17 protein-coding genes, 2 tRNA genes and 1 pseudogene are annotated in these 18,389 nt (G+C 64.0%); 10 read left to right on the top strand and 10 right to left on the bottom strand.

Annotated elements, in window-relative coordinates; all coding sequences use genetic code 11:
- Together xseA and xseB are read left to right on the top strand one after the other, a co-directional pair.
- Nucleotides 1-1,389: exodeoxyribonuclease VII large subunit (gene xseA / locus HA630_RS14105; protein WP_166835437.1), on the top strand; the 1,389-nt coding region annotated here is incomplete at its 5' end.
- 2 nt (nt 1,390-1,391) lie between these two features.
- Nucleotides 1,392-1,637, top strand: coding sequence for an exodeoxyribonuclease VII small subunit (gene xseB / locus HA630_RS14100; RefSeq protein ID WP_166835435.1), 246 nt, complete (start codon nt 1,392-1,394; stop codon nt 1,635-1,637).
- A gap of 651 nt (nt 1,638-2,288) precedes the next feature.
- Here xseB and HA630_RS14095 read toward each other — a convergent pair.
- On the bottom strand, nt 2,289-3,257 hold the full coding sequence (locus HA630_RS14095; protein WP_166835433.1) for a hypothetical protein: 969 nt from the start codon (nt 3,255-3,257) through the stop codon (nt 2,289-2,291).
- 553 nt (nt 3,258-3,810) lie between these two features.
- Here HA630_RS14095 and HA630_RS14090 point away from each other — a divergent pair.
- Entirely contained in the window at nt 3,811-4,041 is a 231-nt protein-coding gene (locus HA630_RS14090) for a hypothetical protein (RefSeq protein WP_166835431.1), read from the top strand.
- Nucleotides 4,042-4,281: 240 nt separating this feature from the next.
- Complete coding sequence (locus tag HA630_RS14085) at nt 4,282-4,968, top strand: SOS response-associated peptidase (RefSeq protein WP_166835429.1); 687 nt, start codon at nt 4,282-4,284, stop codon at nt 4,966-4,968.
- Nucleotides 4,969-4,971: 3 nt separating this feature from the next.
- Here the strand turns inward: HA630_RS14085 and HA630_RS14080 are convergent, their stop codons facing one another.
- On the bottom strand, nt 4,972-5,901 hold the full coding sequence (locus HA630_RS14080) for a competence protein CoiA family protein (protein ID WP_166835427.1): 930 nt from the start codon (nt 5,899-5,901) through the stop codon (nt 4,972-4,974).
- Between the two features lie 100 nt (nt 5,902-6,001).
- On the opposite strand from HA630_RS14080, the gene HA630_RS14075 reads away from it, so the two are divergent.
- The 3 genes from HA630_RS14075 (at nt 6,002) to HA630_RS14065 (ending at nt 8,110) form a co-directional block, all read left to right on the top strand.
- On the top strand, nt 6,002-7,012 hold the full coding sequence (locus tag HA630_RS14075; RefSeq protein ID WP_166835425.1) for a hypothetical protein: 1,011 nt from the start codon (nt 6,002-6,004) through the stop codon (nt 7,010-7,012).
- Between the two features lie 170 nt (nt 7,013-7,182).
- Complete coding sequence (locus HA630_RS14070; RefSeq protein WP_166835424.1) at nt 7,183-7,551, top strand: hypothetical protein; 369 nt, start codon at nt 7,183-7,185, stop codon at nt 7,549-7,551.
- A 10-nt stretch (nt 7,552-7,561) separates the two neighbouring features.
- Complete coding sequence (locus HA630_RS14065) at nt 7,562-8,110, top strand: GIY-YIG nuclease family protein (protein WP_166835422.1); 549 nt, start codon at nt 7,562-7,564, stop codon at nt 8,108-8,110.
- A gap of 152 nt (nt 8,111-8,262) precedes the next feature.
- Here the strand turns inward: HA630_RS14065 and HA630_RS14060 are convergent, their stop codons facing one another.
- The 8 genes and pseudogenes from HA630_RS14060 to hrcA all read right to left on the bottom strand — a co-directional run bounded on the left by HA630_RS14060 (nt 8,263) and on the right by hrcA (nt 14,858).
- Nucleotides 8,263-10,158 (bottom strand): site-specific integrase, encoded by a 1,896-nt coding sequence (locus HA630_RS14060; protein ID WP_166835420.1) that lies wholly within the window; start codon nt 10,156-10,158, stop codon nt 8,263-8,265.
- 30 nt (nt 10,159-10,188) lie between these two features.
- Nucleotides 10,189-10,350: pseudogene (locus HA630_RS26590) on the bottom strand (DUF6538 domain-containing protein); the annotation flags it as partial.
- Nucleotides 10,351-10,437: 87 nt separating this feature from the next.
- Nucleotides 10,438-10,514, bottom strand: a tRNA-Arg gene (locus HA630_RS14055).
- Nucleotides 10,515-10,680: 166 nt separating this feature from the next.
- Nucleotides 10,681-11,289 (bottom strand): GDSL-type esterase/lipase family protein, encoded by a 609-nt coding sequence (locus HA630_RS14050; protein WP_371809252.1) that lies wholly within the window; start codon nt 11,287-11,289, stop codon nt 10,681-10,683.
- 39 nt (nt 11,290-11,328) lie between these two features.
- Nucleotides 11,329-11,781 (bottom strand): isoprenylcysteine carboxylmethyltransferase family protein, encoded by a 453-nt coding sequence (locus HA630_RS14045; RefSeq protein WP_166835416.1) that lies wholly within the window; start codon nt 11,779-11,781, stop codon nt 11,329-11,331.
- 38 nt (nt 11,782-11,819) lie between these two features.
- Nucleotides 11,820-11,896, bottom strand: a tRNA-Ile gene (locus HA630_RS14040).
- Nucleotides 11,897-11,931: 35 nt separating this feature from the next.
- Nucleotides 11,932-13,857 (bottom strand): diguanylate cyclase domain-containing protein, encoded by a 1,926-nt coding sequence (locus tag HA630_RS14035; protein ID WP_166835414.1) that lies wholly within the window; start codon nt 13,855-13,857, stop codon nt 11,932-11,934.
- Nucleotides 13,854-14,858: a heat-inducible transcriptional repressor HrcA gene (gene hrcA / locus HA630_RS14030; protein WP_166835412.1), complete on the bottom strand. Its 1,005-nt coding sequence runs from the start codon at nt 14,856-14,858 to the stop codon at nt 13,854-13,856. Before hrcA ends, HA630_RS14035 begins: the two co-directional genes overlap by 4 nt.
- Before the next feature lie 36 nt (nt 14,859-14,894).
- On the opposite strand from hrcA, the gene HA630_RS14025 reads away from it, so the two are divergent.
- Genes HA630_RS14025 through rapZ form a run of 3 tightly spaced genes read left to right on the top strand, consistent with a single transcriptional unit; the run spans nt 14,895 to nt 18,348 of the window.
- On the top strand, nt 14,895-15,818 hold the full coding sequence (locus tag HA630_RS14025) for an NAD kinase (protein ID WP_166835410.1): 924 nt from the start codon (nt 14,895-14,897) through the stop codon (nt 15,816-15,818).
- Complete coding sequence (recN, locus tag HA630_RS14020) at nt 15,815-17,464, top strand: DNA repair protein RecN (protein ID WP_166835408.1); 1,650 nt, start codon at nt 15,815-15,817, stop codon at nt 17,462-17,464. The genes HA630_RS14025 and recN overlap by 4 nt, the downstream gene beginning before the upstream one ends.
- Nucleotides 17,461-18,348: an RNase adapter RapZ gene (rapZ, locus tag HA630_RS14015; RefSeq protein WP_166835406.1), complete on the top strand. Its 888-nt coding sequence runs from the start codon at nt 17,461-17,463 to the stop codon at nt 18,346-18,348. The genes recN and rapZ overlap by 4 nt, the downstream gene beginning before the upstream one ends.
- The last annotated feature ends 41 nt before the right edge of the window (nt 18,349-18,389 follow it).

Here is an 18,389-nt window from a genome sequence, read left to right as displayed (position 1 = left end):
CGTGGGGTGGTCATTGCGAAATCCAACGCCGCCATCTGGGCCAACCAGGCCGAACGCATCCTGCCTGCCTTCGAGCAAGCCACCGGCGCCCAGGTCGGACCGGGCATCAAACTGCTGGTGCGCGCCCGCCCGGTCTTCAAGCCTCAGTACGGCTTCAGCTTGGAGATCGACGCCATCGACGCCGACTACACCCTGGGTGACCTGGAAGCCCGCAAGCGCGAGATCCGTGAGCGGTTGCAGCGCGAAGGGCTGATCGACCAGAACAAGGCGCTGGCCACCCCGTGGGACTACAACCACGTCCTGGTCATCGCCCCAGAGGGCGCAGCCGGACTCGGCGACTTCCAGGCCGAGGCCAGCCGACTGCAGGCCCACGGCGTGTGCCAGTTCACCTACGCCTACAGCCGCTTCCAGGGAGAAGGCGCCGCTGCCCAGATCCGCCTCGAATTGCACTCCGCCCTGGAGCAGATCCGGCTCAACCACCCCTGGGTGCCCGATGCGGTGGCCATCATCCGGGGCGGTGGCGCCGTCAACGACCTGGCCTGGCTCAACGACTACGACCTGGCCCGGGCCATCTGCGAACTCGACATCCCGGTCCTCACCGGCATCGGCCACGAACGCGATTCCACCGTCCTTGACGAAGTTGCCCACCAGCGCTTTGACACCCCCTCCAAAGTCATCGCCGGCATCGAGCGCACCATCGTCCAGCGGGTGCGGGAAGCGCAGAGCGCTTTCGCCGACATCCAGCGCGCCACTGTGCAGCAGCTCGAACGCACCCGACGCACCGTGCAGGCCGGCTACACCGCCATCGAGTCGGGCGCCCAGCGACACCTGGCCCAGGCCCGTCAGCACAGCCGCGACCTCAAAGCCGAGATCCAGCTCAACGCCCACCACGCGGTGCGCCATGCCCAGGACACGGTCCGGCACCAGATCACAGACGTGCGCCAGTTCGCCCAGCTGCACTTGCAGCGGGCCCAACGTGAAGTGCCCGTGCTGTTTGCCGACATACGCGCCGAAGCCCGCCAGAGCCTGCGCACCTCCCGGGCCGAAACCCAGGCCAACTGGCAGACCGTTCAGCAACTGGCGGCCAGCGACCTGCAACGCAGCCGGGATGCCCTGGCGCACACCTACGGCGACACCACCACCTTGGCCCGGCACACCGTGGCCCAGGCCCGCCAGAACACCCAGGCCCTGATGCGAGAAGTCACCGGCCAAGGGCCGGACAAGACCCTGCAGCGCGGCTTCGCACTGGTGCGCGACGCCCAAGGCCAGGCCATCACCAGCTCCCACGCCCAGGCCGGCGCAGCCGACACACCCATCACCCTGGAATTCCGGGACGGGCGCAGGCGCACCGTGCTCGGCCAGGAAGAGCCCAACCCGCAACGAGACTGACCATGAAACAGAGCTTCAAAGAGTCCTACGGCGTGCTGCAGCGACACGCCCAGACCCTGCGCGAGCAGACCGAGCCCAACATCGACGACCTGCTGCAGATCGTCGAAGAGTCGGTGGCCGCGTACAAGAACTGCCAGACCCGCATCGATGCGGTGGAGAAGGCGCTGGACAAAGCACTCGGTACGACGACAGCCGCCACAACTGCTTCGGCGACCCCTGATGGTGAAGCCGGCGAAGTGCCATTCTGATGGGTACTTCTGGTTCAACGGCCGCCTTTGCGTCCGCTGCGAGTCGAATTAACCGCATAACCAGCCCATGCAAGCCTTGCTGCTTTTTGAATTACAGAACCAAAACGCAGCTAACGAGTTGGGCCTAATCTTTCTTCTTGTGCTGTCCAACCCTCATTAGGCCCGTTAGCGTCGTAGCACGTTCGTCCAAAGTGTCCAGCGAAGACTTTACTCTCTCGGCAGGAACTAATGTCAGGACTACGGTCCAAAGTTGCCATAACGTAAGAGCAACTAGGAGCCCGTACGAAGTCCCACGCCAACACGCGACCGGGACGCTCAGCTTGGCGTGTTTCAAGATAGGTACGGTGATACCGAGCAGCAACACAACACCAAGAATTAAGGTTGAATGGACCACCGGGGTGAACAACTGGCCCCATCCCGTGGCAGACGAATCAGCGGCGCTCGTGTTAGCTGAAGGACGAAATGAGAGTCTCAACCGCTCTGGATAGATGATAGCCATCCAAGCTCCAATAACAGCAAAGATAATCGAGGCAGTCGTTCTTAGCGCCTCAAACATCGGCCACTGCTCTGCCACTGGAACACTTCGACCGAACCATGCACCGGCACCGATCAGGGTAATCGCAATGACAGTTGCGAAAGCTCTCATTAGCATCACGTCGCCACCCGTTGATCAACATGGATCATAGCGGTGAGTGCGGTTCTATGTGCCGTCAGTTGCTGCAGTAATGAAGCTGGGTTGACAAGTTCCAGACTCTCCCTTTCAACATCCAAATCATGAGTGCCGCGAGCCACTGATTTACTCAGCCAGTGGGGGGTCTGCTCCCCTTTGAGGACGAACCCGACATCGTCCCAATCCTCCATGTTTGCGTTATCGATGTCCCACCGATCTTGAAGAGCCTTCATCTCATCCGGCTCAAATTTAGCAGGCAACTCGTACTCAACCCTTACCGCTGCAGGAATTTCGGGCGCAGCAGTCATTCCCGCTCTTTGAAGCAGCCGCTGCCAGAGTGCGCGATCTGGTCTGCGTCCATTATTAAGCTCGGTTTTACGTACGACCTTACGAATGTCACGTGCTCGTTGGATCAGCAGATCCCGCTCCCCTGCTTGTTTCATCAATTCTGAATTGAAGTAGGGGATTAGGTTTTCAGGTTGATTTGACATCGTCATGGCATAGCCAAGTATCTCAAGAGATCCATCTTGATTCGGAGTGTCTGACCATTGCACGTATCTAGTGAACTGGCGAATGAACCCAGACATAAAGTTTTTCATGCCCACATGGCCAAAAGCTAAGTGCTGGAAGCGCACTGCAGCAACAGCACTAAGAGAAGGTATGAAGTAGAAATAAGTAGCAAAACCTGGAACGGTGTTCGGAGCGAGTTCATTCATGACAACGCCAGCTCGGCCAACCACGGAATTTGTTGAGATTGACGCTACTTTGCCTTCAGTTGCGGGAGTCTGGTTCCACAAGGTCAACAGCCAGTTATCCCCTTCGCCACGAATGTCTAATAGATACACTGGCAACTGTTCCGCCTGACCCTCAGCTGCATTAGCTCCGAAGGTCTGTGTTTCGACGAGTTGTTTGCCTTGACTCCACTGAGTAAGGTCTGTAAGCACTTGCACGAGACCGCCGAACTTGGCTTGGTGCGCCCTCTGTGACTCAAAGTAGCCGCACTTACGAACTCGATACCAGCAGAAACCCGCTCGCTCTAACATTGTTTCTCCCTACTGTCATAATCTATAATGGCGCAGCAATTATAGCTCATTGTGTTTGTGCGATTGTATTGAAGTGCTCAGCCCCAAACTCGAAAAAATACACAGCTCTCAAGTCGTGTGCATCACCCCTTGGTGATTGAAATTGGCGCCGGCACTGCCGTGGCCACCGTGCGCCACTTCAGTCACCAGGTCGTTCTGTCGTGGGGTGGTCGGCTCATCCGCATCAACCCTACCGAGATCCAGGTGGGGACCTAGCACTACGTGGGCCAGGCCGCCTGTGCGCTCGAGACACTAAATGCTACCAATGCGACGGCAGTCATCCCCAACCCGCGTGGGCAAGCCTGTGGATAAGCCCGAGCGAAGTGCATCAATGCCTTGATCCTCAAGGCTCCAGTCCCCCCTGCCTGATTTGTAAGCAAAGGAGGGCCGGTGCAGAATGGACAAACACAGGAGTTCAAACATGGACCGATCACCCATCTGGCTGCCCGGCGCCGTCTGTGCCTGGCTGCTTCCCATCGTCTTGAGCGGATGCGGCGTCGAAGCAGTCGGCAGTGCTGCCACTGCCGGCGCGGTCAAGAAGCAGGAAGTCGAGCAGGGCCAGGCCCAAAGCGAGGCGATTCAGCGGCAACTGCAGCAGGCCCAGCAACAAGGCCAGCAGCGTCAACAGGCGCTTGACGACGCGACCAAGTGACAAGGCATTCAGAAACGTCATGGGGGCAGCCCAGCTAGCCTAGATAGCCCAGCTAGCCTAGATAGCCTAGATAGCCTAGATAGCCTAGATAGCCTAGATAGCCTAGATAGCCTAGATAGCCTAGATAGCCGAGCTACGCTACCTATGGGTCATAGGCTAGCTACGCTAGCTAGCCAAACGGTCACAGGCTGCCCCTTCGCACCACATTCAACTGACCGCAAACCGCTTCAAGCCTTCCCGATGTGCACCAACTTCACGCCCACCCGCAACGGACGTTGGACCCGGGAAACACTGGGCATTGATGTCACCCAGGTCTCGTGCCCCACCGAGACTTTTCCGCGCTACGCGGCCCCCATCGTGCTTGCGGACCGCGATCAAGGCGTCCAGTGCGTTGCAGCTCGCTTCGGCTTGATTCCGCACTGGGCCCAGGACGCCAACATCGGCCGGCGGACCTACAACGCCCGCACCGAGACGGTGGCCGAGAAACCCAGCTACCGCACATCCTGGAAACGGCGCCAGTTTGCGATCGCCCTGCTGGACGATTTCTTCGAGCCCAACTGGGACACCGGCCGTGCGGTGAGGTGGCGCATTCGCCGCGCCGACGGGCAGCCCATGGGTGTGGCCAGCATCTGGGACCGGTGGACCGATCCAGGCACGGGGGAACTCGTGGCCTCGTTCTCGATGCTGACGGTCAACGCAGACGGCCACCCGGTGATGGGGCAGTTCCACCGACCGGGTGACGAGAAGCGCAGCGTCGTGGTGCTGGAGCCCCAGCAGTTCGCCGCCTGGCTGAACCCACGCCATGAGCCGGTGCAGGCCCTGTTGCAATGCCCACCACAGGGCGTACTGGTCTCGGAACCTGCCCCCACAGGGCGCATTGCCGCTACATCGGCCCTGGCCCCGGCCCAGCAGGGTCTCTTCGGTTGAGGCTCACTGTGGATGATCGACCGGGGGCTTCTGGCGCACCACGATCTCCAAATCGTTGGCTCGCTTGTGCAACTCAGCCTTGGCCAGTTCTATGGCCCATTTGGGCACGATCCAGTTCTTGAATTTCGGGTTGTATCGGCCGTTGAACGATTTGGCCACACCTTTGACGATGCCCACCACGTCGGGATCGAATGACACGGTGCGAATGGCGAGATCTCCCCAATCCAATAGCCTCAATTCGACCATCCGACCTGAAATCAAGATGACCTCGGGAGGTTTTCTTATTTTGGGTGGGGGCTCGACTGCGCAATCAGGAGACATGGGAATGATCGACACGGGTTCAGGTAATTCAGCCTCACGGTTCGGCCACAACCACGATTTCTTGTCGATTGCATTCAATACCGCGTGCTGTACATCGTCGGCATCGAATTGCTCGGGCGTGAAGCGGCTCAGGTCGATTTCCAGCACCGGCAGGCCCTGAGCGCGAAACTCGCCAATCTTGACCAGATCGCAAAACGAGCTGTAGGCCACTTCGATCGCGAAAGTCACCCCCTCGGCGGTGGTCACCAGCAAATCCGGTCGCACCGGGCCCAGGCTGACCTCGGCCTCAATGGACGAGAAGCGGCTCAGTCGCATGACGGGTACGGCGGGGTCCACGCCCAGGTGGGTGGCCACCACCTCGGGCATGGGGACCGTGATGTAGCCCGCCATCTCGATCAGCTGCTTGGCGTAGTGGTGCAGCAGTGACTCGTGGTTGGAGACGCAGGGCTCGCGGTTGGACGCATGGGCGAAATGGTGCTCGCGCACATCGCCCTGGCGCGCCACCAGGGGCTCCTGACAGACCACACAGCGGCAGTCACAGGCCAGGCCGCGCTCGACCTCGCTCACATGGCGCAGCAGATTAAACTTGTCCAGACCGAAATGGGATGACATGGGTTGTCCTTTCAAAAGTGGTGAACACGGCTGCAGTCTCGGCGTGGGTACGGCGAGCAACCAGTCCTGAATCACCCCCATTCCGGTACAGGGAGGGTTGATGAAAGAACTGCTGGAATGCCTGGAGCGGTGGCTGCAGGCACAACAAGATGACACCAACGCCCGGGAGATTTGCCAGGCGTTGGCGAGTGAGAGCAAAAAGCGCGTGGACAGCCCAGATGCCCGCCAAGCCTGGTTCGATGTGTTGCAGATTGCCCCCGCCACCGTGAGTGGCGCGAAGCACAGTGACCATTTCGAGGCCGCCAATCAGTGGTTCAGGCGTGCAGGCCCCCAGCGCTACCTGGACAGCCGGCGCGTCCCGTTGGAGGCCCACTTTCGCAACAATGGTCACACCCAAGCGCTTACTCTGCGCAAGACGCCGAGCGCGGGCAAGCACCGCACCCAGTGGTTCTACGTGGCCTACGACCTGCCCGAGATCGGTGAAGAGCGAGATGGCGACAGTGTCCCCGAAATGGATGAAGCGCAAAGTCCAGCGTCAGCGACTTCGACGGCGACCACATCCACCTTGACCTACGAACTCACCGAACCGAATGGCATTCGGTTGAACGGGTTGGGGCGCCTGCTGGCGGGCAGTGGGGAGTTTCGTACCCGGTCCTGGCGGGGTCTGCTCTGGGCGCTGTTTCTGATCCTTGGGGCGACCTTGGTGGGAGCCATCGCTTTGCTGTTCTGGTTGATGCACGGCGTCAATCGACCGGTGACCACCGGAGACCTCGTGTTTCTGATCGGCTTGGTGGCCACGGGTTTTGTTTGCTGGTGGTTCTTGGTGCGCCCCCTCGTTGTGCTGCTACACGACCGAATCGTGCCTGCATCTGAGTTTTTCACGGAATTTCGTGAAGCCCCCTGTCAATTGGAATTGAGCAAGGCGAACCAGGGGCGGGCCATTCGCGTGGTCCGTTACAGCGGAACCTGTCCAATTTGCGCGGGCCGCATTGAATTGGAGTACGGCTTTGGTGATCACCGTCGTCGTCTATTCGGCTGTTGCACCGAGGCGCCCAGAGAGCACGTATTCACATTCGATCGGGTCACTTTGCAGGGCCGGCGGGTACATTGAACGGGTGGCCAATTCGGGCACGGTGGCAGTTGGTGTTGTGATCTCAATTGCCTGAACCGGGCCGAGACCCAGTCCCAATAATTGACTTTGAAGGGCAGCGCGGTGCTGCTCGCAACCGAAAGTCAATGATGATTGAAGCACTGGTCAAGGCCCCCGCGAACCTCGCGGAAATGATTGAAACCGCCCAACAGGGACTGGAGCTCAGCGACACCCACATTGCCGAAGCGCTCGGCTTTGACCACCCGGTGGTCACGCAACTGCTCAAGCAGGGCAAGATGCGCCTGCCGATCGCCAAGGTGCCCCAGTTGGCCGAGGTGTTGGAGGTGCAGCCCGCCAAGCTGTTGCAGCTGCTGCTGCGCGAAACCTCACCCGACATGCTTGACGCTATCGAAGCCTGCTACGGCCCGATGTTGCTGAGCGACGCCGAGGTGCGGCTGATTCGCTCGATCCGTCAGGCGGGCAACGGTCGAAAGCCAGGGGTGGTCATGTTTGACAAAGAGGCGGTGGTGGCCATGATCGTGGCCACTCCTGGCGTCTGAGGGAGCTGGCATGACACTCCAAGAGCTGATCGCGTTGCGCTCGGTCCAGACCGGAGATGGCCTGGACAGCACTCCCCGCCTGCCCGGCATTTATGTGGTCATCAACCGGCTGACTGGCCGGGGCTATGTGGGCAGTGCCCAAAACCTGCGGGCGCGCTGCCGGGGGCACCTCAGCACCCTGCGGCGTGGGTACACCACCAACGGCCTGATGCGTCGTGACCTGCAGTTGCACGGCGCCGAGCACTTCGACTGTGTCGTTCTGGAAACCTTCCCCTCACTGGAGGCTGCAGGCGGCAAAGAGGGGCTGGTCATCAGCGAAAACGAGTGGATCGTTCGGCTGGGTACCCACCGGGAGAGCTTGGGCTACAACGCGCTGCTGTACGGGCAATGGACCAAGGGGGCCAGTTTGCGCGACCGGGAGCGCAAGTTGAAACACAACGACAGGAGCTACTGCCTGTTGCACAGCGTGGATCTGTACGACCCGATCGCGGACGTGCTGCTCGACAGTTGGACCCGCGAGCCGCGGGTCACCGAGCGGTGGAGGGCATCAAGAGTGTGACGCATGGGTGCAAGGTGGACCTTGCACCCCTTATGCCGAAACGGGGGTGGGGGTGGCCCTTGGCGCCGTTTTTTTCCTGCTGGCCAGGCGAGTCCTTATAGGGCCAGCGTGATCACTATGCCGACCACTTGCTGTCGAACCCGTTGACAAAGTCAGCTGGTGCTTGCTTGCAGTGGACCCATGTCCTCCTGGCCCTGACGTTCGCCATTTTTCTTGCCAAGCGCAACCTTGATTTGCTGGAGGCCAAACTCAATGTCGAAGGCGTGGACCTTGGGCAAGCTGTAAGTGACGCCCTCAACCAAAGCCTGCATTTCTACGCTGGTCGCAGTGGTGTAGTGGCGCGTGTTTGCATCGCTGCCAACCTCATGGCCCATGACTCTATGGCGAACGTACTTCTTGAGCACATCGTCGCCACCGTCAATAACGCTGGCCGACACCCTGGCCATCGCGTTGTTGAGGTTGTGTCGCAAGCAGTGATACACCAGCGTTCCGTCGCGGGGCATGCCCAGCTTCTTCAACATGGCGCTCATCTTTCTGCCTGACTCTTTGGCGTACTTGGCATCTGCCTTGGACCACGTGAGCTCCGGGAAAACGCGCTTGTAGCCTTCGGCTGCCAATGCTCGACAGTAGTCAATGAAGCCCAGTTCAATCAGCGCCGAGTGAACGGGTACCAGCCGCACAGACTGGGTGTTTTTCACCGACTTGTCCGCGGTCTTCATGTTGATGTCCAAGCACCAGACACCTTCGACCGCCCGAACGTCACTCAGGTGGAGTTGCGAAGCCTCTTTGATGCGCAGGCCAGCATAGAGGCCCAGCAGTGGGAGCCAGTATTCAAAGCTGTACCAGTAAGACGGCTTTTTGACGTGGCGACCATGGCCGGTTTGGAAATGAGGCTGACTAAAAATCATGTCCAGCTGTGCGGCAGAAAACGGCTCCCTACCCTCCTCGTCTTCGTCGCCCTCCACTTGCTTGGCGGCCAGTCGTTCTGCCTTCGTCAGCCCGGTCTCACCCTTGAGTGGCAACGCAGGATTGCTTGTGAGGTACTGCTTCTTGTGAAGCCAGCTAAACAAGGCGATGAGCCAGTTCATGCGGGTGCGACGCATTTCGTCGCTCAATAGTGGCCACTCGCGGTCATCCTCGCTTAGCGCTGCAATCGTCTCCTTGACAGTGTCGCGCCGAAGCTCTTTGGGCAACTTGTTGATGCTGCCGGGTATGGTTTTCAAGGGCCCATCACGGAACGCACAAAGTACGTCAGCGTCGATGTCCTTCAGTCGAAGGTCGCCCATGAATTCGGCAAAGGCCATCAGGCCAGCGCCCCTTTGCCGGATTTCGGCGGCAGACACGATGTTGGCCGGCAGACCGTCAGTGCTGCTGCAGTAAGCGGCCACCGCCTCCGAGTAGGTCTTCATGGCCCACTTGCCAGCGCTGTGCACGGCGGTGGCACTGGCCGTGGAAGCGCTGATGAGATCGGCGACCTCGGCCTTGACCCTGTCGCTGGCAGCAACGCGTCGTTCAGCTTGAGCATGCTCCAGGCGAGATGGCGAAATTCGAGTGACCAGCATGGCGCGAAACACCTCGAGCTCCACGGATGACAGCAAGAGGTCATCGACCACGCAATGCACACTCTCGTTCGGAGCAAACAGCCAGCCAGAGGGCTGCGGCGCATGGAACAACAGAAGTTCCACAACCGACAGGTCTTCGGCCAAGATCACCCTTGCCACGTCACGGCTGTCAAATGCCTTCAAGAAGTCGCCAATGAACTTTGCCTCTCGAGCTGCCGGCGGCATCTGGCTTGCCAGTGGGATCACCACACCGCCTGATCTGCCTAGAGCAGGATCAACGGGCTCCAGTACCTCCTGCGGGAGGACGTAACCCATGTGCTGTGTTTTGGCTTGAAGGTAGAGCGCAAGACGCCCGGCGGCTACCTGTTGCAGGAGCGCATGCCGCTCCAGACCGGTAAGGTCCGCTGCTGACTTCAGGCTGTGAAATGCTGCTTGCAGCAACGCAGGCCCACTCTCGGCCAGGTGCAAAAGTTTCTCGTTGTTCAAGGCTCCGTGCTCCCATTCGTACAGTTGTCGCCGCCACGCGGCCAACAAGGACGCTGCGACGATTTTGGCGACACTGTACTCGCTGGTGCCTGTGGACTGGACGAACTCACGGCGACCAGCAGTGACACGCAAACGGCTGGGCACTGCAAGACGCGCCCACCACACAGAACCTCGAAGAAAAATCCCAGCCATGACGACACTCGCTTTGTAGCAGTGTGTTGTAGCAGGGCCCAAAAACTGAAAAACCTCACTCCGTCTCCAGAGTGAGGTTTACAGATTTGGTGCGGCTGGCAGGATTCGAACCCACGACCCCTTGGTTCGTAGCCAAGTACTCTATCCAACTGAGCTACAGCCGCTTGCTGAAGCTGAAAGTATAACACGAAAATTTGTCTTACTTTCAACCGTTTTGCTGCGATGCGTTGTCTGGCTTGGCCAGCAGCGCGATCACAACAGCCCGCTATTCTAGTCCGAAAAATTGAAGTTTTCCAGGCGCGGCAAAATTTCTTCGGCCACCGGCCGGCCTCAGCCCGGCGGCGCCACACCGGCCACCGACAGTTGCTGGTGCAACCGGTCGGCCAAGCGCCGGTAGCCTTCGGCGTTGGGGTGGATGGGGTCGGCGCGCAGGGCCGGGTCCGACAGCACCGCCGACACGGCATCGGCCACCCCCACCACGCCCTCGTCACGGGCCAGGTCGGCGTAGAGCGGGTCGTCCGACAAGCGCGACGCCAACACGCCCAGCAGGCTGGGCGACGGGATGGCCACCAGCACCACCTGGGCGCCCGTGGCCCGTGCCTGGCGCACCAGGTCGCGCAGGTCGGCCCGCACCGCCTCGGGCCGGCGCCGCCGCAAGAAATCGTTGCCGCCCAGGGTCACAATCACCAACGCCGGGCGGTGTGCTTCCAACAAAGGCCCCAGCCGGGTGCGCGCGGCGTTGGCGGTGTCGCCGGGCACGCCCGCGTTCACCACCTGCCAGCCGGTCACATCGGCCAGGCGTGTGGGCCAGTCTTGCCCGGGAGCCGCCCCGGTGCCGTGGGTGAGGCTGTCCCCCAAGGCCAGCACCTTCGCACCCCGCGGCACGGCCTGGGCAGCGGGGCGCTGGCCACAACCGGCCCAGCCAGACACGGCCAGCACCAGCAAACCCCGCAAACAGGCACGACGGTCGGTGGACACTCAAAACACCCCGGGAAACAGGCGCCAGGTGCGCTGGCGGTATGCGGCGTAGGCCGGGTAGCGTGCCAGCAACCAGCGCTCCTCCAGGCGGGCCTTGGCCACCAGCACCGCCACCAGAGCGCCCCACAGCCCCCACGCCAGACCGCTCGCCAGCCAAGCGGCGGCCCCGGCGGCCAGCAGCAAAACGGCGGTGTACATGGGGTGGCGCACCCAGCGGTAGGGGCCATGGCAGACCAGCCGCCCGTCGGGCCGGGGTTCGGGACGGATGTGGAAGTTGCCGGGCGGGTTGACCGCCAAGGTCCACAGACCCAGCGCGGCGGCGCCGCACCACAGCAGCCCCGCTGGCCAGTCCGGGCCCTGCGGCGGGGCCCGAAACAGGCACAAAAGCGTCAACCCGCTCAGCAGGCCGAATTGCAGGGCCACCCAAAGTTGACCGAGTCTGTGGGGGTTCACGGTTCAGCGGTTTCCTGCACGGCGCAAAGCCGAGACACTGGTAGGGCGTGTTGGACTTGAACCAACGACCAAAGGATTATGAGTCCTCTGCTCTGACCAACTGAGCTAACGCCCCGAACCAAGCCGGGCAGTTTAGCAGAGCCCTGCCGCTCAGCCGTCGGGCAGGATGCGGCCTTTGCCGGCCCGTTTGGCCTGGTACATCCAGGCGTCGGCGGTCTTGACCAGGCCCTGGGGCGACTCGCCGCTGCCGGGCAAATACATGGCCACGCCGACGCTGGCCCCCACCTGCGCCAGCGCGCCCGACACCAGCACCGGGCGCTCCAGCTGCGCCAACAGCTTTTGCGCCACCTGGCGGGCCGCCGCCAAGCCGCCGTTGAGTTGCTCCAGCACCACGGTGAACTCGTCGCCGGCCAGGCGCACCACGCTGTCGCTCTGGCGCACCTGGGCGCGCAGGCGGGTCGCCACTTCGCGCAGCACGGCATCGCCGGCGTCGTGGCCCAGGGTGTCGTTCACGGCTTTGAAGCCGTCCAGGTCGATGAACAGCAGCGCCAGTGGCTTGTCTTCGCGGTCGGCGCGGGCCAGCGCCTGGGGCAGCATTTCTTCCAGGGCGCGGCGGTTGAACAGACCCGTCAACGGGTCGATGCGGGCCTCGCGCAGGCGCCGCTCTTCCTCGCGCTTGCGCTCGGAAATGTCGTGCATGAAGGCGCTGAACAGGTGCTGCCCGTCCACCTCCAGCGCGCGGATGCGGAGTTCCAGCGTCAGCTCGCTGCCGTCCTGGCGCACGGCGGGCAGTTCCAGGCGCTGGTCCATCATTTTGGAGCGCCCGGTGCGCAGGTAGCGTTGCAGGCCGGCCAGGTGCGCCTCGCGCAGCGCGGGCGGCACGATCAACTGGGACAGCGGCTGGCCAATGGCCTGGGCCGCGGACCAGCCAAAAATCGCGCTGGCCTGCAGGTTCCAGGCGGTGACGCGGCCGTCCTCGTCCATGCCCACGTAGGCGTCGTTGGCGTGCTCCAGCACCGCGGCCAGTTCGGCCTCGCGGCGGCGCAGATCGCGCGCCGACAGGGTCTGCTGCTCCACCGCCGCCTGCAGTTGCGCGTTGGCCTGCTGCAACTCCTGGGTGCGCTGGGCCACCCGCGCCTCCAGGTCCTGCATGGCCGCGGCCAGCGCGGCCTCGGCGCATTTGCGGGCCCCAATGTCCTTGACGATGACGACGTAGTACTCCAACTGCCCAGCAGCGTTGAACTTCTGGGTCACGTTCTGGTTCACCCACACGGCTTTCCCGTCGGGCCGCAGGTAGCGTTTTTCCAGTTGGTAGTGGTCGGCCTCGCGCCGTTGCAACGCCTCCAGCAGGGGTTCTTCCTGTGCCACGTCGTCGGGGTGGGTCAGGGCACGCAGGGTGGCCTGGCGCACCGCATCGGCGCTGCGGCCCAGCATCTGACACAAGGCGCCGTTGGCGCTGATCCAGCCGCCGTCCGGCGCCACCAGGGCAATGCCGACGGCGGCCAGCTCGAACATGCTGCGGTAGCGGGCCTCGCTGGCCAGCAGCACCGCCTGGGAACGGTCCAGCTGGTCGCGGGCCAACGCCAGGGTCTCGCGCAGCTGCACCTCTTTGCTGACCAGGTCGGCCAGGTCCTGCAAGGCCTGGATGTCGTCGGGGCCGGGGCGGCGCGGCTTGTCGTCGATGGCGCACAAGGTGCCCAGCGCCACCCCGCCGCTGGTGCGGATGGGCACGCCCGCGTAAAAGCGGATGCCGGGGGCGTCGGTCACCAGGGGGTTGTCCAGAAAACGCGGGTCCTGGGTCGCGTCGCCCACCACCAGCGGCGCGGTCTGCAAAATGGCGTGGGCACAGAAGGCCTGGTCGCGCGGGGTTTCGGTCGCGTCCAGCCCCACGCGCGACTTGAACCACTGCCGGTCCCGGTCGATCAGCGAGACCAGGGCGATCGGCACGTTCAGCAAGCGCGCCGCGAGCCGGGTGATGCGGTCCAGGGCGGGTTCGGGCGGGGAATCCAGCAGCGCCAACGCGTGCAGCAGCGCCAGGCGCTCGGCTTCGTCGGGCGGCAGCGGAGCAGCACTCACTTGTTCTGGCTCAGGGCGTTGCTCACCAGTTTGGCGGTGATGTCGACGATCTGGATCATCCGGTCGTAGGGCATGCGCTGCGGCCCGATCACGCCCAGCGTGCCCACCACCTGGCCATCCACTTCATAAGGTGCGCTGACTACCGACAGTTCTTCGTAGGGCACGACCTGGCTTTCGCCGCCGATGAAGATGCGCACGCCCTCGGCCTGGTGCGACACCTCCAGCAGGCGCATGAGCTGGGTCTTCTGCTCGAACAGGTCGAACATCTTGCGCAGGTGGCCCATGTCGTGGGTGAAGTCGCTCACCGACAGCAGGTTGCGCTCGCCGGCCACCACCACGTCGTCCTGGGCGGCCATGGCCTCGGAGCCGGCCTCCACCGCCTTGACCATGAGCGCCGCGATTTCGCCGCGCAGCGCATCGACCTCGGTTTTCAGGCGCTCGCGCACCGCGTCAATGGTCAGGCCCGCGTAGTGGGCGTTGAGGAAATTGGCCGCCTCCTGCAACTGTGTCTGGGTAAAGTCCGACTGGGTGTGGATGACGCGGTTCTGCACCTCGCCGTCGGGCGAGACCAGAATGACCAGCACCCGCCGGTCGGACAGGCTGAGGAATTCGATGTGCCGAAACACCGACGAGCGCTTGGGCGCCATGACCACGCCGACGAACTGCGACAGGCTGGACAGCATGTGCGCCGCCTGGTTGATGACCTGCAGCGGCCGGTCGGCGACCAGGCTGCTGGGCGTGGCCAACTGGTCGCGGCGCACGGTGAGCATGGTGTCCACGAACAGGCGGTAACCGCGCGCGGTGGGGATGCGCCCGGCCGAGGTGTGGGGGCTGGCGATCAGGCCCAGCTCCTCCAGGTCGCTCATCACGTTGCGGATGGTGGCGGGCGACAGGTCCAGCCCGGCCGCGCGCGACAGGGTGCGCGAACCGACGGGTTGACCGTCGGCGATGTATCGCTCGACCAAGGTCTTCAAAAGCAGCTTGGAGCGGTCGTCTAACATTGGCCCATTGTAAAAAGCTTGTGCTGTAATTTGAGCATGAATTTGCCCCCCGCGCCGCCCCCGCCCGCCCCCGCCCGCCCGGGCAGCAGCCGCTTCCGCCACGTGGCCATCGTGGGCAAATACCACGCCGTGGGGTCGCGCGACGCGCTGGAACGCATCGCCCACTTTTTGCACGACCAGGGCTGCGAGGTGGCCATCGAGCACGACACCGCGCACAACACCGGCCTGACGCACTACCACGTGCTCGACGTGGCCGGCATCGGCCGCGAATGCGACTTGGCGCTGGTCATGGGCGGCGACGGCACCATGCTCGGCATCGCGCGGCAACTGGCGCGCCACAAGGTGCCGCTGGTGGGCATCAACCAGGGGCGGCTGGGTTTCATCACCGACATCCCCTTCCTCGACTTTGAAACCCACCTGCAACCCATTTTGCGCGGCCAGTACGAGGAAGACCGGCGCGCGCTGATGCAGGCCGGCGTGCTGCGCGACGGCCGCTACGTGTTCGAGACCATCGCCATGAACGACGTGGTGGTCAACCGCGGCGTCTCGCCCGGCATGGTGGAACTGCGGGTGGAGGTGGACGGCCACTTTGTGGCCAACCAGCGCGCCGACGGGCTGATCATCGCCTCGCCCACCGGCTCCACCGCCTACGCGCTGTCGGCCGGCGGGCCGCTGCTGCACCCGGCCATCGACGGCTGGATCATGGCGCCGATCGCGCCGCACACCCTGTCCAACCGCCCCATCGTGCTGCCGGCCACCGGCGAAATCGCGGTGGAAATCGTCGCCGGCCGCGACGCCAGCGCCCACTTCGACATGCAGACTTTCACCAGCCTGCTGCACGGCGACCGCATCACCGTGCGCCGGTCGGTGCACGAGCTGTGCCTGCTGCACCCGGTGGGCTGGAGCTATTTCGACACATTGCGCAAGAAACTGCACTGGAACGAAGGGGTGGTGACATGAGCTGGCAGCGCATGGTGTTGCGCGATTTCGTCATCGTGCGCGCACTCGACCTGGACCTGCGCCCGGGCTTCACCGTGCTGACCGGCGAAACCGGGGCCGGCAAATCCATCCTGATCGATGCGCTGCAACTGGTGCTGGGTGCCCGCGCCGACGCCGGCGTGGTGCGCGAAGGCGCGGCGCGGTGCGAGATCAGCGCCGAGTTCGAGCCGCGCCCGGCGGTCCTGGCCTGGCTGCAGGACAACGGCTTTGCCGCCGCCCCCGGTGAGCCGCTGCTGCTCAAGCGCAGCATCGACACCCAGGGCCGCAGCCGCGCCTGGATCAACGGGGGTCCGGCCACCGCCGGTCAGCTCAAGGCGCTGGCCGACGCGCTGGTGGACATCCACGGCCAACACGCCTGGCAAAGCCTGACCCGGCCCGACGCGGTGCGCGAGCTGCTGGACCGCTACGCCCAGCTCGACACCCGCCCACTGGCGGCACTGTGGAACGCCTGGCGCCAGGCCCTGCGCACCCTGGAGCAGGCGCGCCAGCAACAGACCACCCTGCAAACCGAGCGCGAACGGCTGCAGTGGCAGATCGGTGAGCTGGACAAGCTCGCGCCCCAGCCCGGCGAGTGGGACGAACTCAACCTGCAGCACGGCCGCCTGGCCCACGCCCAGGGCCTGATCGACGCCGCGCAAGCCGCCCTGCACGCCCTGGACGACGCCGAGCCCAGCGCCAGCGCCCTGGTGCACCGCGCGGTGCAGGCGCTGCAGGAGCAGCAGCACATCGAGCCCCGCTACGCCGAACTGGCCGACACGCTGCAAGCCGCGCTGGCCCAGATCGAAGACGCCTGCCACGACCTGCAACACCACGCCAGCCAGACCGAGCTGGACCCGGCCGCCCTGGAAGCGCTGGACCAGCGCCTGGGGCTGTGGGTATCGCTGGCCCGGCGGCACCGCTGCGCGCCCGACGAGCTGCCGCAGCGGCTGGCCCAATGGCAACAAGCCCTGGCCGAACTCGACCGTCACACCGACCTGGACGCCCTGCAACAGGACGAACGCCGCGCCCACCAGGCGCTGGTCAAGGCCGCGCACACCGTCACCCGGCAGCGCCAGGCCGCGGCGCAGCGGCTGTCGGCTGCCATCACCGAGGCCATGCAAGGCCTGGGCATGGCCGGCGGCCGCTTCGAAGCGCGGCTGCTGCCGCTGGACGAGCCCCAGGCGCACGGCCTGGAAAACGTCGAATTCCTGGTGGCCGGCCACCCGGGCAGCACCCCGCGCCCGGTGGGCAAGGTCGCCTCCGGCGGCGAACTGTCGCGCATCGCACTGGCTATTTCGGTCACCACCAGCCAGCTCGGCGCGGCCCCCACCCTGATTTTTGACGAGGTGGACAGCGGCATCGGCGGCGCGGTGGCCCACACCGTGGGCCGGCTCATGCGCCAGCTGGGCCAGGACCGCCAGGTGCTGGCCGTGACCCACCTGCCCCAGGTGGCCGCCTGCGCCGACCAGCACCTGCGCGTGAGCAAAACCCAGGACGCCGAAGGCACCGCGAGCGCGGTCCAGCCCATCGACCACGACGAGCGGGTGCGCGAACTCGCCCGCATGCTGGGTGGCGACAAGCTCTCCGACACCTCGCTGGCCCATGCGCGCGAGATGATGCAGCCATGACCGCGCCGGCCATGCAGCTCGTGCTCATCACCGGCATGTCGGGCTCGGGCAAGTCGGTGGCGCTGCACGCGCTGGAAGACTCCGGTTTTTACTGCGTGGACAACCTGCCGCCCGAGCTGCTGGAAGCCCTGATCGAAGTAGAACAGGCCCACGGCGCCGAACGCGTGGCCGTGGCCATGGACGTGCGCAGCGCCAAGTCCCTGCCCGATCTGCCGCAACGGCTGCGCCAGATTCAGGCGCGCGGCCAGCCGCTGACCACGCTGTTTCTGGACACCACCACCGAAACCCTGGTGAGGCGCTTTTCCGAAACGCGGCGCCTGCACCCCCTGTCGCTGAAAGACACGCTGGACCAGCGCCGCGCGCTGGTGGACGCGATCGAGCAGGAGCGCGAGTTGCTCAGCGCGCTGCGCGAGCAAGCGCTGGTGCTGGACACCAGCCAGCTCAAGGCCTCGCACCTGCGCAGCGAGGTCAAGGCCCTGCTGCACCGCGCCCCGGCCACGCTGACGCTGGTGTTCGAGTCGTTCGCGTTCAAGCGTGGCATCCCGATGGACGCCGACTTCGTCTTCGACGTGCGCATGCTGCCCAACCCGCACTACGAGCCCGAACTGCGCCCCCTGACCGGGCGGGACGCGCCGGTGGCCGCCTACCTGCGGGCCGAAGCCGAGGTGCAGGCCATGGAAGAGCACATCAGCGGTTTTCTGGAGCACTGGCTGCCGCGCATGGTGGCCGACCACCGCAGCTACGCCACCGTGGCGGTGGGCTGCACCGGCGGGCAACACCGCTCGGTCTACCTGGTGGAGCGGCTGGCGCAGCGTTTTGGCGGCCAGTGGCCAGTGCAACACCGCCACCGCGAGCTGGATGCCCTGAAGCACCAGGGCCACTGAGCGATCGGCTGACGGCGTGGTCGTGTGGCGCGGCGCGGCCC

It is taken from the genome of Aquabacterium sp. A08 (genome assembly GCF_011742065.1).
The sequence above is the reverse complement of the archived record's forward strand: the minus strand, read 5'-3'. Positions and strand labels throughout refer to the sequence as shown.

Excerpts from the sequence above, each read along its gene's own strand:
- HA630_RS14025 (WP_166835410.1), top strand. The coding sequence starts at position 14,895 with ATGAATTTGCCCCCCGCGCCGCCCCCGCCCGCCCCCGCCCGCCCGGGC.
- HA630_RS14075 (WP_166835425.1), top strand. The coding sequence starts at position 6,002 with ATGAAAGAACTGCTGGAATGCCTGGAGCGGTGGCTGCAGGCACAACAA.
- HA630_RS14085 (WP_166835429.1), top strand. The coding sequence starts at position 4,282 with ATGTGCACCAACTTCACGCCCACCCGCAACGGACGTTGGACCCGGGAA.
- HA630_RS14065 (WP_166835422.1), top strand. The coding sequence starts at position 7,562 with ATGACACTCCAAGAGCTGATCGCGTTGCGCTCGGTCCAGACCGGAGAT.
- recN (WP_166835408.1), top strand. The coding sequence starts at position 15,815 with ATGAGCTGGCAGCGCATGGTGTTGCGCGATTTCGTCATCGTGCGCGCA.
- HA630_RS14090 (WP_166835431.1), top strand. The coding sequence starts at position 3,811 with ATGGACCGATCACCCATCTGGCTGCCCGGCGCCGTCTGTGCCTGGCTG.
- HA630_RS14070 (WP_166835424.1), top strand. The coding sequence starts at position 7,183 with ATGATTGAAACCGCCCAACAGGGACTGGAGCTCAGCGACACCCACATT.
- HA630_RS14080 (WP_166835427.1), bottom strand. The coding sequence starts at position 5,901 with ATGTCATCCCATTTCGGTCTGGACAAGTTTAATCTGCTGCGCCATGTG.
- xseB (WP_166835435.1), top strand. The coding sequence starts at position 1,392 with ATGAAACAGAGCTTCAAAGAGTCCTACGGCGTGCTGCAGCGACACGCC.
- hrcA (WP_166835412.1), bottom strand. The coding sequence starts at position 14,858 with ATGTTAGACGACCGCTCCAAGCTGCTTTTGAAGACCTTGGTCGAGCGA.
- rapZ (WP_166835406.1), top strand. The coding sequence starts at position 17,461 with ATGACCGCGCCGGCCATGCAGCTCGTGCTCATCACCGGCATGTCGGGC.